Origin of the sequence: Fodinibius salinus (genome assembly GCF_008124865.1) — a bacterium.
Taxonomy (GTDB): Bacteria; Bacteroidota; Rhodothermia; order Balneolales; family Balneolaceae; genus Fodinibius; species Fodinibius salinus.
Genome location: NZ_VNHY01000001.1, coordinates 460,095 through 473,995, shown reverse-complemented (window position 1 = coordinate 473,995; position 13,901 = coordinate 460,095). Strand labels below are relative to the sequence as shown.

Below are 13,901 nucleotides of genomic sequence, written 5' to 3'. Positions count from 1 at the left end.
TCACCCCAAGAAGGTGAATAGTTGAAATGAAGATCATCTTTATTCTCAACCTGTATCTAACAGCTTGAGCAATACCTAAACCAGAGCATTCCCCGCCGGATACTTAAAATCGAAGTGACCAAATCTTTCGTTTTGCAAATCCCCCTACTGTTTGTAAGGCCATTCCTCCAACACCTCAATATCCGAAAGTGTATTTGAGCCGCGATTTCCACTTAGTAAAATATTACCATATCGGTTATAATCTTTCCACGGCAAAACAAATCGAGCAGTATCATCTGATGCCTTAGAAAAATATGCCCACTGCTTGATCAGGTGATCTGTTGTATCCACATAAACATGATATTTATTCTCGGGTGTCATCCCCACATCGCCAAAGGTGAGTTTAAGCTTGTGCGCTGGTGTTCCGACCCGAGTGGTATCCAACCCCATGTACCCCAATGAAACGCCCGGATCTTTAAGTTTGAACGGCATCACCAGCCAATATGAATCATTAACCCACATACTATATCCTGTTTCGAGATATTTTTGCACTGAATCAGGTTGTGTGAGTGGTTCGCCATTTTTAACAACCGTTCCCTCTTTGGATTTCAGATCAAGGGTTATCTCCATATTTTGCCCGGGTATTGATATACGGTCACGGCCTTGTTCTTTATCCCAGGTATGTGTTCGCCGGCCAAAGAAATTCCAGCGAATAACTTTCGTCTCCTCCCACGCCTGTGCACCTCCCATTGCTTCAATTACGCTATCAGCTATAGCCAATGCCTTAGGATCAGAATTCTGCACAACTTTATTTGCCTTATCAGTAGATACAGTATTTTTTTGAGCATTATTTTCTTGTCTGGCTTCACAACCAATCAATAAGACTCCAGCTAATAGTATTGGAAGTACAATACGAAGATTTTTAGTTAATTTAGCCATCATAATTTAGTTAGATTCAAAGATATATTTATGATACCATACTTTTGGTATACTCCAAAGCAAGCTATACCTACTTTCAGGCCCCGCTAATGAGTGTCCTTACAGTGAGGCTACCGTTCCTACTGCAAAGATTATAAGTGTATCTGTGATAAGAGCTAAAAATATTTTACTCAGTTCCATATCAAGTATCCTATTTCTTTTTGGACCTTATGAAATATCACAAGCTATACATTCAATATTTTAATCTACTGCTTAAACCTTTTATACACAACAGATTTTTATCTTGAACCGCTCGTAAATAATGTTAAGTTATGCTTTTAAACAAAGAATAATAATCTATAGATCACCTATTTACCATGGAAAAGATGGATCGCCTGCGTGATGCAATTACAGATTATATTTACGATAAAGGAGTAGAATATAAACGGCTGCTGGTTTCAAGAACCTACTATACAGCGCTTGAAAAGGAAGCCGAAGAACATGACGTGCCTATCGATCTGCCGAGATTAGAAGTGAAGGATAATGTGGATTATGACTTTAAACTGCTTCCGGAGAATAATTAACGCATTTATATTGTATATTTGGAATCGTTAGACACGAAAAGAAACCGCAATTTTACTTCGAAATCTGCGATTTTTTTTGCACCTTTACTAAAGCTCCCAAAACTATTTTGGGTGCTAAACAGATCATAAGAATACTAATAAGGTAGATATTTTTTATGCCACGATGTGAATTATATCAGGACGCCCACGGAGAATGGAGATGGCGACAAACTGCAAAAAACGGTGATATTGAAGCCTACTCCAACGGCGGATTTGAAACAAAAGAAGATGCAAAGAAAGACGGAAAAGAAAACGGAAGCTGCACAAGCTATACCCGCAGTAATTCTTACTAATTTTTGTGATAGTAAAACGAAAAGCTGCTCATCATTGACGGTGGGCAGCTTTTTATATTTATATCAATATTCTATTCTCAATAATTAGATTAAGTCTCTACCCATGCAAATTGCACTCATCCAGCAAAGTTGCTCAACAGATAAATCCCAAAATATAGAAAAGGGATTGCAAAATGCCCGGCAGGCAGCAAAATCCGGTGCTGATATTATTTGTTTCTCTGAACTTGCATTTGAACCCTTCTACCCACAGTTCAATAATCCTGAGAACCCCATCTCAAATGCCGAACCGATTCCGGGCTCTACCACACAGGCCTTTTCTGAATTGGCCAAAGAGTTTGGCGTGGTCCTCATATTAAATCTTTACGAAAAAGCCGGAGACAAGGCTTATGACAGTTCTCCGGTCATTAATACTGACGGATCTATACTGGGTACAACTCGCATGGTGCATATTACCGATTATGCCTGCTTCCACGAACAGCAGTATTATACCCCGGGGGATTCCGGAGCTCCGGTTTATGAAACTCCATTTGGCAATATCGGCGTAGCTATCTGTTATGATCGGCATTATCCCGAGTACATGCGTGCCCTGGCTTTGGCCGGTGCTGATATCGTGTTTGTGCCACAGGCCGGCGCTGTGGGTGAATGGCCGGAAGGACTCTACCAGTCGGAGTTACGCACAGCAGCTTTTCAAAACGGATATTTTACTGCACTCTGCAATCGTGTGGGGAACGAACCTAAACTTACTTTCGCGGGAGAATCCTTCGTTTGTAATCCATCGGGAGAAGTTATTGCTGAAGCTAAAGGAGGTACCGAAGAAATCCTTTACTGTTCAATAGACCTGGATGAGGTATCTCAGTCTCACGCCAAAAAACTGTTTTTAGGCGATAGGCGTCCCGAACTGTATGGAAGCTGGTTAAATAGGAAGTAAATTTAGCTTCTCCATTTTTTAAAACTGTACCAATTAACCTCAGGTAAATATCATGGATTATAATATTGCAGTAATTTACGGATCAGTACGTCACCATAGAAAAGGTATGCGGGCAGCTCGGTTCATCACTGAACAATGTATCAATCGCGATCATGATGCTACGCTGGTGGATCCCACCGACTTTGATTTGCCATTATTGGATAAAATGTACAAAGAGTTTGAGGATGGAGAGGCTCCTGATAAGCTTGAGCAGCTAGCGCAAATTATCAGGAAGGCTGATGGTTACATTATCGTTTCTGCGGAATATAATCATAGCATCCCTCCCGCTCTTTCTAATTTGCTGGATCACTTTTTAGAAGAATATTTCTTTAAACCTTCGGGCATAGTTTGTTATTCAAAAGGACATTTCGGTGGCGTGCGGGCAGCTATGCAGCTACGAAGTATGCTCGCTGAGATGGGAATGAGTAGTATCCCATCTATACTCCCTATCCCCAAAATTACGGAAGCATTCACCAAAGATGGGATCCCCAACGATGACGCCTACTATAAACGATCTGCCCAATTTTTAGATGAGTTTGAATGGTATCTGCGAGCTTTAAAAAAGGAACGGGAGCATGATACCCCTTATTAGGGATAATAGATTCATCATGCCGCGCATGCTTTGTTATATTATTACGTAAAATTAAATAACCTCTGGGTAACCGACTATGCATTTTATTACATCCGATGAACTGACCAAATACATAGACTCTTTCATCCACCAAGACACGCAACAACATGAGGATCACTTTGATTTAACAGTTTCCAGCATTTCTGTACTCACCCAAAAGGGAGCACTGGACTTTGGAGGCAGTGAGTTTGAAGCGGCTCAGGAAGAAACTATCATTCCTCAAAAAAGAAATGACGATGACGACTATGGATGGTGGGAATTATCCGAAGGAATGTATAATGCAGTAATGAACGAAGAACTTAACACGTCTAAACAGGCTGCTCCCCTGCTGAGTCTTCATCCTCATGCTCGAAAAGCGGGATTGATTGCCAACACATCTATTATTAAAAATAACTCAGCCAATAAGCGAATTGAAATTACATTTAAGGTTCCTAAATCTGGTTGTAGTATCAAAGAAAATGCACGGCTAGCAACACTGTACTTGCTAGCTGACTAATTAATTATCATAATTTTTAATAGGTATTATAATACTAATGGGTAAAAGAACTGAAAAAATTTGCGACCGGGCAGAAAGGTATCTCGATAATGATAATCGCGAACAAGCACTTCGCCTTTTCAACCAAGTATTAAACCGAGAACCTAGCCATGCCAGAGCCTTACAAAATAAAGCATTGATAAAAATTGAAGAAGATGATGCCACCGACATAAAGGATTTTCTCTTATTTGCGGTTGAGCAGCAACCTGAAGATGATATATTACGCCAAATCCTGGGTAACTTTTACCACCAACAAGATGAATACGAGAAGGCGCTGAACCAATTACAAAAAGCAATAGCACTGAATAATGATAATGCGCCGGCACATACCTCTATGGGAATAATTAGTGCTCAGTATCTAGATGATCATGAACAAGCTATTACCCACTTCAGCAAATCTATAGCACTGACCAAAGATAATGCTGCTACCTACTTTAACCGAGGGTGCAGCTACCTTATTTTGAATCAGTTTGAGCTGGCAGAAAAAGATTTAAGGAAAGCAGATAAAATGGGCTATGATCAGGCACAGCAAATGGTTAGCCAATACTTTGAAAGTTAATTTTATATTACTTTACGATATATGTCCCCAACCGCTGGAAGAATTCTCTCAATGAAGTAACAGCTGCTCCATGACTTCGGTTTTGTTGGCCAATTTCAAAAGCTAGCTTCCATTGATTCATGAGCGTTTTTTGAGCGTCCCAAAAAGAAAACTTAGAATCATAAATATTCGTTGATTCAGACGTTACGCCATTCGCTTCAATTATGGTAATATTCTTTCCATCCTTCAACTCGGCAGCCGAAGGGGCTTTTACATCAAAACGACCAAAACAAAAGCCCGACGCCATCTTACAGATACGGTCCATTTCCTCAACAAGTGCATTAGTTATGAGTGATTGTCCATCAGTAAAGACCGCACCGCGGGCGTGAGTGCCTAACTCCACAATCGGTATTTCTTCCCCATCTTCAGGTATATCATAGAGCTGATAGCGATTAGCACTGAGATGATATTTAGCAAGGTCTACGGCCTGATCGTCATCAAGGATCAGCTCTTCAACCGTCTTCCTCCCATCTCCGGTTACTGATAGCAAATGCTTCTGGGTGATTGAAAAAATGTTGCCGGTTTCATCATCAGGATACTGATAATAGAAAATACCAAACTCTCTTCCACCACAGTATTCCTGCACCATAATATCTTTTTCAGCTTCTTCCAGGTATTTATGTAATTTTTCTTCATGACGGATCACCTGAACGCCTGTTCCCCGCTGGCCCACATCCGGTTTAAGGACAATGGGGTAATCAAGCTGATGTTGCTGCATAAACTGTTGTACATGTTCATATTTCTTCTGGGCATTCCATACGGATGATATTCGAGCGTATGTGGCTACATCCTGCCGACTAAATGAATCAAGAATAGCTGTTTTCGACTCTCCTACAAATCCACCTTCAGGAATAGCCGGGTTCGCCGCTGTGAAGAGCGTCATGCAGCGATATTTAATCCCTAAGAAAAGTATGTAGCAAAAAACGGGTGCATAAAGCACGTAAGGAGGCCAATACTCCCAACGTGTAAGCCTGCGATACCGAGAGAGCAGGATGCGCCTTCCCTTATGGGTGAAGACCGGCACAACCACTTTAATCACTATTACAAACAAAAATAAGGCTCCCAGTACGACCCAAAGTGCATAATCTTTGTAGAGGGAAAAGTATCCCAACAGTTTATTACCCAGCAGTTCAGAAATACCTACAAGAATGGGAGTCCAAATTGCGGCTGCGAGCAAAAAGTATGAGATAAACATCCAAAAACCTGCACCAATAACGCCGGCACTAAAATAAGTGGGCAACCGGCTACCTGGTAAAAATCGGGTGGCAATGATTATTGTTCCGCCTTTTGACTCAAACCACTCGGCACTTTGTATAAGATCTTTATCGGAAATAAACCACTTGAATGGAGCTTTTTTCGTAGCGGGTCGTCCCAAGAATCGGCCGGCCAAATAAAGAGCTACATCTCCTACTACAATGCCAATAAAGCAGGCAATGACCGCGGGCCAAAAACCAATAAGTCCCCGAGCGGCCAACAATCCCGCACCGATACAGGTCAAATCTTCACTTATTAGCGTACTAAAAATAATAATAAGCATAATAATAGCCAGCGAAACTCCCTTAAACTTCTGGAAATCCACATTTGAGAATGATTCTTGTGCTTGCTCCACACGTTGGGCTGACGCATCATCCGCTGCTAGAGCTTTGTCATTTTCAACGTCTAAAACAAACTGCACCAAGGATTGACTGACCGAATCACTGTGTGTTTTTATCAAATCATGATCGGCATCAAAAAGTTGAATACTGCTCTGGGGAACAATTCGGTAATGTTCTTGTGCAGCTGCAACAGGTACAAACGGGTCATCCCGCCCATGAAGAATCAACAGGGGCTTCTGGTATTGTTTCAGATATGACCGAATCGGACGCTGGTCTGACTCATAATGACTTTTGGCGTATGATACATTAAAACCCACGCTGTCTAACAAACCAAAATGAGGTACAGCATTGTGCAACAGCCATACCGCAGCAAGTTGTACACCATGCACGGCATGATTCAATCGATAACTCCCCAGCAATTCCAGCTCTTGCACACCAATAGATGAGATAAGGCTTAGTGACTGGATATCCGAAGGATAGCTGTGAGCTAAATTGATGGCGCTGGCTCCACCCAGGCCATATCCAACAACGTGGGCGTTTTGAAATCCCAACTCTTTTTGCAATTGATGAGCGTATTCAGCTCTGGTTTGGAACGAATAGTCAGGTAGTTCATTCGTGCCCTCCTTACCACTAGTTAGATGGGGTATTATAACTCGAAATTGACTAGAAAGATCTGCAGCAAGACTATCAAAAACTTCAGGTCCTTCCGGCCCACCGGGCAAAAGAAATAACACTGTTGGATTTTCTTCATTGCCTTTGTACCGGTCCTCATAAAATAAATTAAAGGTTTGGTCGGACTGAGATGAATCGGAGGTAACGACTTGCAAAGATATAGACTGGCCGGATGCTTTTTGCTGATCCATTGCTCCACCAAAGAGAGAAATCGTCAGATGGGAAGCCACCAAAAGGATAAGATAAATCCCTAAATATTTTTTCCACCCCGTTAATCCCAACATAATTACTTATTCCTTCACTCCTGTCCCGTTATAGGTTTATCCTCTTCTGCTGTTGGAATAAACTGTCGTTGTACTGCAGCATGTAATTTATTTGCCAGCTCTTTTCGGCTATTTTCCTTCACCGTATGTTCTCCAAAGGTGATTGTACCCCGAAAATTTTTCAATTGCAATAGCTTCCAAAGGTGCGGTATAAATTCCATATCCCCCCACCAGCAAATGTGTCTGGATGCCGGTTTCTCAACATCATTGGTTGTATATGATATTGTTGCATAATGTACCGGCATTGCTTTTGTAGCCGGATACTCCAAAAGTGGTGCGTTGAAAGATAAAACCTCAGCTCCGGGGCTTGTTGTCCCCTCGGGGAAAAGAATGATGCCCTGAACAGAACTTATGGCCTCTGATATCTTTTCATTGACTCTATATACATCGCGTCTTAATAACCGGTTAATAAACAATACACCCAGTGTTTGAGTCGCCCATCCAAAAAAAGGCCACGACTTAATTTCACCCTTAGCCACAAAGGTTGCGTCTATATTTTGCCACAACAATACAATATCAATATAACTAAGATGATTTGATACCAGAAAGAAAGGTGGGCTGGGAGGCTGTCCTTTAACCTCAACCTGCAAGCCCAAAACAAAGGCCGTTATTTTTGCCCAAGCGCTGGTAACACTATTTTTCCAGTATATCCTCCACTCATCCTTAAAGAAATATAACACTGCATTTCCCGCTGCAACCAACAGAACGGTTACCAGAGATACCATCATAAACAATGTCATCCGCACTGATGCACGCAGGGTTGGAATCATTTGATAGATAAAACTTATCGTAGAAAGAGGGCTCTACTCTTAGAATCAAGTTCTTGTACATCCACGAGTATCAAAAAATCTATAGTCTGGAATGATTGGTCAATAGCTGGTTTTGAAATCACCTTAGCCCCCACGTTAAGATAGAGGCGAAATAATTGCGGGATCTCAGTATTTTCAGCTTCATTTTCATCAACTGAAACCTCAGGACATTCAAAATCTGAAGTTGTATCAATAACATGCTCCTCATGTAGATATCCCTGATCAGTTAAATATCGTTCAGCATTTCGAGCTAATTGTGCATCAGTACCAGTAAAGGAACAGCAGCCAAAAAGATATCGGCTGTCTGTTGCTTTCATATACTCTGCAATTCCTCTCCAAAGCAAGAATAATACCCGCCCGTTGCGATGTTCTTTAGCAATACAGGCACGACCAACCTCAACTGCGTTTTTTAACACATCATCGGGGAGCATGGAAAGCTTAAACTCGTTAGCAGAATAAAACCCTTCATGCTTTTGGGCCTCCTCATAGGTTTGCATACGATACGTACCAATAATCTCATTTGTTGAACGTACAATTACCAACAGGTGATGACACTGGCGATCGTATTTATCTTTATCCAGCTCATTTTGATGAGACTTATCAAGGCCTTCTCCCAATTCCACGTTAAATACATTATATCGCAGAGACTGGGCCTGCCTAAGCTCTTTATCTGTTTCGGCAATACGAACCAGATATTTATTTGTAGAAGGTAATTGTTTTGAAAACCTGTTCGGTACAGACATACATAACTATTTAATTAAACAAACAGGTTTAAAGTAAGGAAATATTTTTGAAAGGAAATAAAGAAACTATTAGTAAAATGTAATTCTTAATCACAGGCAGTATTTGAACATACTATTACTGATTTTCGACGAGCCACTGTTTTAACGCCTTGCTTACGAGGCTTGAATAGTACATCTCTTCTCTTTTGGCAGCTTTTTTAACTCTGGTAATTAAATCAACTTCTAAGTTATAACTTACAATTCGCTTTTTTGATGAATCAGACGAACTGTCGCTGCTTTTTGAGGTACTCTTTTCGCCAGAACTCTTTTTAGATGTGCTTTGCTGTGATTTGGAAACTCCCAAATCAGGAATAAAGTCGTACTTGGGGCTATTATCAGGTTTAATATCAACAGGACTGCTGCCTAAGCTTCGGCCCGTATTCTTTTCATCATCAGATTTTTTTGATTCTGTATCTTTCTGAGATGAACGTTCCGATTTCTTAGACGATCCCCCTATCGGACTACTACCTAAACTACTATTTTTCGACATAATAAAAAGCTCTTTTAGCTTTGACCATTTCTAATTTCCTTCGCCAAAGCGGCATAGTCTTTGGCACCATTACTGGACGGATCATATTCAAAAATTGTTTTATGGTGGCTAGGAGCTTCTGCCAGAGCTACATTATCTCTGATAAGCGTATCAAAAACCTTATCACCAAAATAGTCCTGTATATGATCAACTACTTCTCGGTTTAGATTCTTACGACCATCATATAATGTACAAATAATACCAGTAATTTCGATCGCCGGATTTAGCCGATCTTTTACAACCTGCACCACATCCATAAGCTTAGAAAGTCCATGCAGAGCCAAATATTCTGACTGCAGAACAATAAAAATCTCATTAACCGCAGTAAAAGCATTCAGAGTCAATAAGCCCAGGTTCGGAGGGCAATCTACCAACATATAATCATATCTGTCATAAAATGGATGCAATTTATTCTTTAAAATCTGTTCACGAGCAGGTTCGTTGGCAAACTCCATTTCGGCACCCGACAGATCAATAGAAGACGGCATAATATCAAACCCGTCATTATGGGTAATAAGGGTTTCTTCTGCATCTGCATTACCCTTTAAAACATCATAAATGCTGGTATCAAGCCGATTAGAACTTAACCGCAAAGAATATGTCAAATTGGCCTGTGGATCTAAATCAACCAGTAACACATCATATCCTTCTCTAGACAAACCAGCACCAACGTTAATGGTAGAAGTAGTTTTCCCTACCCCGCCTTTTTGATTTGTAAATGCAATTGTCTTCATAATTCCTAAACTATTTGTTTTACTGAGTGGTCAGTAATTATTAATTAATAATGTATTAATGCCATAATTGATAGTCAAGAAGAACCAAATGGGCAAATTTGTACCTAAAAAGCCGTACTCTAACTACTTAAAGCCATTCTCCTAGTCTCTCTAACTTCTGTATTTAACAGAGGATAACCAAATTAGAAATTTCAAAAATTTGGGAAGAAATATTCCATCATAAATTGAACCCCATATATCAACGCAATAAGCCCTGCTGCAATCAATAATACGGTAATTGTTATGGCTTTACCTTCTGACATTTCTTTTTTGGAAGGAGGTTTATTGTTTTTGGCAGCCATCACAGTTATTGTTTATTTGGATTTTGAAGTAAGCTATGCGGTTGTGTTTCCATTTGCAAGTTTACTTTCAAAAAACCTATTATCAGTTTTTATAGTCATTTACTATTGATAAAGTCAAATTATTATAATGGATCCATCCGTTCAAGTAGAAGAACAAACACATAAATACTGGAAAGCGGGTACGTATCTCTCGGGCCTCCTTTGCCTAGTGCTGTTTATCATTTTCTGGAATCTCTCTGATGCGTTTTGGATAAGCATCTTCCGACTGCTTTCCTTTGCCTTCTTTGCCCTGACGGTACTGGGATATCTGAATACTATGAATGGGGCACTCAATATTATTGCCTCATTCTCTGATGACAAGTTGCTTGTTACCTATAAACAGGGAAGCCGAACAATACATGAAGAACAATTTGATGCCTCATCAATAGATTATTTATTTCTTACCCAATCTGGTCAAAATATTATACAACGATTCTTTTTACCTCGTTCGGCCACAATGAAAGTTGCTTTCAATGACACCGAAAACCGTTTATATGTCTTTGAATTCGGAGGCCGTCCGTTGTTTCTGGAACAACAAATGCTCGAAAAAATAAAAGCTTTTTTCCAAAACCACGATATCAATGTTCACAACCAACAAGGCTCCGGCGAATAACTAAAGGCATATGGTCCCCCATCTGCGAATTAATTTGCAGATGGATGGCAAGCTCAGTTTTCGGAATCTAACTTAATACTATTATTACTCAACAGGGCTTTGCAAAGGGTTTACTCAAGTAACTGTTTGATACCTTCATACATTTCACTTAGCTGTTCTCTGGTGGTGCAATACGGGGGCATCAGGTACAGCACATTACCAAGCGGACGCAGCAGCAATCCCTCATCCACACAATTTTCTTTTATGCGGTTAGCTACGGGGTTTAGGTAACCGTCTTCGCCTTCATTATCAATTTCTACAGCTGCTATCGTTCCTTTTACACGGTGCTTCTTTAACTTGGGATGATCTCTCAGCTGATGTAATTCCTCTTTGTGCCATCGTTCCATCTCAGTAAAGGTAGGCTCATTTTCATGCATCAGCTGCATTGATGCCAGTCCTGCCGCACACCCTATGGGATTTGCCGTATAGCTGTGTCCGTGCCAAAATGTTTTAATAGGATCTGAGCTGTTGAAAGCCTCAAAAATCTTATCAGAAGCAACAGTAATAGAAAGCGGTAAAAAACCACCAGTAAGTCCCTTCGCAAGTGCAATCAAATCTGGTTCAACCTGTGCACGGCGGCTGGCAAACCAATCTCCGGTGCGGCCAAAACCAGTCATTACTTCATCAAAAATAAGTAACGTATCAAACTGTCGGTTCACCCAGTGCAGTTTCTGTAAAAAATCTTCGCGACACATACGCATCCCCCCCGCTCCCTGTATCAGCGGCTCAATCATAATGCCCGCATAGGTTTCGGGGTGCTCGTCCAGCATCTGCTCTAACCGAGTAATAATCTCATCTTCACGTTCGGCGACCGTCTGGTCACCAATCCACGTATCGGGATACGGCAAGAAATCTACATCAAATAACAAATCATCGAATACTTCGGTAAATACCGACCGTTCTCCGGCCGACATTGCTCCAAATGTATCACCATGATAGGCGCCCTCAAAACAAATAAATTTTTTACGCTCCTGGCCCCGATTGTGCCAATACTGATAGGCCATCTTCATAGCTACTTCTACGGCCGTAGATCCATCATCAGAAAAAAATACACGATTAAGATCACCGGGGAGCTGCTCGGTAACCTGTTCAGCGAGTTGCTCGGCAGGATCATGCGTAAAATTGGCAAAAATAACCTGTTCCAGCTTTTCGGCTTGTTCCGCAATAGCTTTGGCCATCTTGGGGTGAGCATGTCCATGAATGTTAACCCACCAGCTGGAAATACAATCCATGATGCGGCGACCGTCTTCAAGCTCAAGCCAAAGACCGTCGCCCCTTTCAATTTTGACAGGCGTGGGTGCTTCTTTTAAGATGGTAAATGGATACCAAATGTTTCGATGAAATTCAGGCACGGTAAATAATATATCCTTTAAAATTAAAATACAGTTAAATACTATAGAAAACTCTTTTCAAAAGTGGCTTGCAATGCATTGGGATTAATATCCTGCATAGTGTCGATCTCGGCAAGAATATCAATATTGCCGTAGTGTTGAATTGCCTCTCTGTTACTCTGGTGCTCCGGACCATTCATGACAACTCCCAGAATAGGTATATCACGCCTCCAAAGGGCCTCAAGTGATAAGAAGGTATGATTGAGCGTACCCAATGAGCTTCGTGCAACCAGCACTACTGGTAACTGTAGATAACTGATAAGATCAATAATCATGTCCTCATCGTTGATGGGAACCATCAGTCCACCAGCGCCTTCTACGACCAGATGATCAGTATCATACTTCGGCAGCGAAAAGTCTGACATCTCAATATAAACGTCATCAATTTTAGCTGCTCCATGAGGCGACATAGGTGTTTCCAACCTATATCGCTCAGGAATAATGCGATCCTCAGAAAAGCCGGTTGTTCGGCGGACAAACTCAGTATCAGTTTCTTCTTCGAGTCCAGCTTGTATCGGCTTCCAGTAGCTTGCATTCAATGCCTTCGTCAACATTGCTGAAACAACCGTTTTACCAATACCTGTATCGGTTCCCGTCACAAAAATATGAGATGGCCAATCTTTCAAATCCATGTTAAGACCTTAGATTAAAACGATTAGAATTAAAATAATTTAGGAATCATAATCTCTCTTTACTGCCAAGAAGACCAAATGATAACTCACCTCAATATTTCCTTCTGTGGAATTATCCCAGTGATTAATAAGCATTGTAAGCTCTTTAGGGGAAAGAGCACGTCCTTCTTTTTGGGTCGCTGCCCCAACATTTTTTAAATGCCGAAAAAACTGTCCGGCACTATCAAACGATTGTGTTACCGTATCTTCATAATAATCTACCTGTGCGGGGCCTACCGACATTTTAACAACCATTTCTTCAACGTCGGGAAGCTTGTTGGCCGTAAAAGGCAGTCCCAGCTCTTGGCATTTCTCTTCCCACTCAGGGAAACTCTCATTACCGGGGAAAGAAACTAACAGTAATCCACCGGGCTTTGTAGCCTGCAACCACTTACCCAGCGTCTGTGCCGCATCCTCAAACCATTGGGCCGTAAATCCACTGATCGTCATAGCATAATGCGGATCATCATAAGAAACTTCCTCGGCATCTTGAACTCGAAACTGTAAGTTCGATGAATCAGCAAATCTTTGTTGGCAAAACTCCACCATCTGATCCGAAAGATCGGTTACCTGTATTTCTTTGTCAGTATAAAGCTCCGCCAAGCCTTCGGTAACAAAACCCGTGCCGCAGCCCAACTCAATAATGGGTCCGGATGGTAAAATATCTCTCCACGGCTCCAGCGAGGCTATTAATCGATTAGCCGCTTGCTTTTGCAGCTCGGCATGTTGTTGATAATATTCAGCTGATTTACCAAAGGCAGAAGAAATATCATTTTTTAAATCTTCGTCGAGATGGGCTAATTCGTTCATCCTGATATA

Annotated in this window: 17 protein-coding genes; 7 read left to right on the top strand and 10 right to left on the bottom strand. The window is 41.1% G+C overall.

All coding sequences use genetic code 11. The features are described from left to right. Window positions 1-144: 144 nt before the first annotated feature. Window positions 145-921 carry a hypothetical protein gene (locus LX73_RS02085; RefSeq protein ID WP_148897809.1) on the bottom strand — a complete coding sequence of 259 codons (777 nt, stop codon included), beginning with the start codon at window positions 919-921 and terminating at the stop codon, window positions 145-147. Window positions 922-1,274: 353 nt separating this feature from the next. Here LX73_RS02085 and LX73_RS02080 point away from each other — a divergent pair, with 353 nt between their 5' ends. The 6 genes from LX73_RS02080 to LX73_RS02060 all read left to right on the top strand — a co-directional run bounded on the left by LX73_RS02080 (window position 1,275) and on the right by LX73_RS02060 (window position 4,505). Then, window positions 1,275-1,481 carry a hypothetical protein gene (locus LX73_RS02080; RefSeq protein WP_148897808.1) on the top strand — a complete coding sequence of 69 codons (207 nt, stop codon included), beginning with the start codon at window positions 1,275-1,277 and terminating at the stop codon, window positions 1,479-1,481. A gap of 155 nt (window positions 1,482-1,636) precedes the next feature. After that, entirely contained in the window at window positions 1,637-1,813 is a 177-nt protein-coding gene (locus tag LX73_RS12890) for a YegP family protein (protein WP_170245552.1), read from the top strand. Window positions 1,814-1,916: 103 nt separating this feature from the next. Further along, a complete protein-coding gene (locus tag LX73_RS02075) occupies window positions 1,917-2,741 on the top strand; it encodes a nitrilase-related carbon-nitrogen hydrolase (protein ID WP_148897807.1) in 825 nt (274 codons plus the stop codon). 52 nt (window positions 2,742-2,793) lie between these two features. Continuing rightward, window positions 2,794-3,372: an NADPH-dependent FMN reductase gene (locus LX73_RS02070; RefSeq protein ID WP_148897806.1), complete on the top strand. Its 579-nt coding sequence runs from the start codon at window positions 2,794-2,796 to the stop codon at window positions 3,370-3,372. 76 nt (window positions 3,373-3,448) lie between these two features. Continuing rightward, window positions 3,449-3,907: a dCTP deaminase/dUTPase family protein gene (locus LX73_RS02065; protein ID WP_148897805.1), complete on the top strand. Its 459-nt coding sequence runs from the start codon at window positions 3,449-3,451 to the stop codon at window positions 3,905-3,907. A gap of 37 nt (window positions 3,908-3,944) precedes the next feature. Continuing rightward, window positions 3,945-4,505 (top strand): tetratricopeptide repeat protein, encoded by a 561-nt coding sequence (locus LX73_RS02060; protein ID WP_148897804.1) that lies wholly within the window; start codon window positions 3,945-3,947, stop codon window positions 4,503-4,505. A gap of 7 nt (window positions 4,506-4,512) precedes the next feature. Here LX73_RS02060 and LX73_RS02055 read toward each other — a convergent pair whose 3' ends face one another. The 6 genes from LX73_RS02055 to LX73_RS12885 form a co-directional block, all read right to left on the bottom strand. Then, window positions 4,513-7,095: an alpha/beta fold hydrolase gene (locus LX73_RS02055; protein ID WP_148897803.1), complete on the bottom strand. Its 2,583-nt coding sequence runs from the start codon at window positions 7,093-7,095 to the stop codon at window positions 4,513-4,515. Between the two features lie 14 nt (window positions 7,096-7,109). Next, window positions 7,110-7,904, bottom strand: a complete 795-nt coding sequence (locus LX73_RS02050) for a lysophospholipid acyltransferase family protein (protein ID WP_148897802.1) — start codon at window positions 7,902-7,904, stop codon at window positions 7,110-7,112. 14 nt (window positions 7,905-7,918) lie between these two features. Then, window positions 7,919-8,686 carry a GNAT family N-acetyltransferase gene (locus tag LX73_RS02045; RefSeq protein WP_148897801.1) on the bottom strand — a complete coding sequence of 256 codons (768 nt, stop codon included), beginning with the start codon at window positions 8,684-8,686 and terminating at the stop codon, window positions 7,919-7,921. Between the two features lie 115 nt (window positions 8,687-8,801). Beyond that, a complete protein-coding gene (locus tag LX73_RS02040) occupies window positions 8,802-9,215 on the bottom strand; it encodes a hypothetical protein (RefSeq protein WP_148897800.1) in 414 nt (137 codons plus the stop codon). A gap of 14 nt (window positions 9,216-9,229) precedes the next feature. Further along, window positions 9,230-9,988 (bottom strand): ParA family protein, encoded by a 759-nt coding sequence (locus tag LX73_RS02035; RefSeq protein WP_211359341.1) that lies wholly within the window; start codon window positions 9,986-9,988, stop codon window positions 9,230-9,232. 191 nt (window positions 9,989-10,179) lie between these two features. Then, entirely contained in the window at window positions 10,180-10,329 is a 150-nt protein-coding gene (locus LX73_RS12885; protein ID WP_170245551.1) for a hypothetical protein, read from the bottom strand. Window positions 10,330-10,456: 127 nt separating this feature from the next. Here LX73_RS12885 and LX73_RS02030 point away from each other — a divergent pair, with 127 nt between their 5' ends. Then, the gene (locus LX73_RS02030; RefSeq protein WP_148897798.1) at window positions 10,457-10,981 is read left to right on the top strand and encodes a hypothetical protein; all 525 of its coding nucleotides are present in this window, start codon (window positions 10,457-10,459) and stop codon (window positions 10,979-10,981) included. A 110-nt stretch (window positions 10,982-11,091) separates the two neighbouring features. Here LX73_RS02030 and bioA read toward each other — a convergent pair whose 3' ends face one another. From bioA to LX73_RS02015, 3 genes are read right to left on the bottom strand one after another with little or no spacing between them, the layout of a single operon-like run. Then, window positions 11,092-12,372 (bottom strand): adenosylmethionine--8-amino-7-oxononanoate transaminase, encoded by a 1,281-nt coding sequence (bioA, locus tag LX73_RS02025; RefSeq protein ID WP_148897797.1) that lies wholly within the window; start codon window positions 12,370-12,372, stop codon window positions 11,092-11,094. A gap of 41 nt (window positions 12,373-12,413) precedes the next feature. After that, window positions 12,414-13,043 carry a dethiobiotin synthase gene (bioD, locus tag LX73_RS02020; RefSeq protein WP_148897796.1) on the bottom strand — a complete coding sequence of 210 codons (630 nt, stop codon included), beginning with the start codon at window positions 13,041-13,043 and terminating at the stop codon, window positions 12,414-12,416. A gap of 39 nt (window positions 13,044-13,082) precedes the next feature. Then, window positions 13,083-13,892 (bottom strand): methyltransferase domain-containing protein, encoded by an 810-nt coding sequence (locus LX73_RS02015; RefSeq protein WP_148897795.1) that lies wholly within the window; start codon window positions 13,890-13,892, stop codon window positions 13,083-13,085. Window positions 13,893-13,901: the final 9 nt, after the last annotated feature.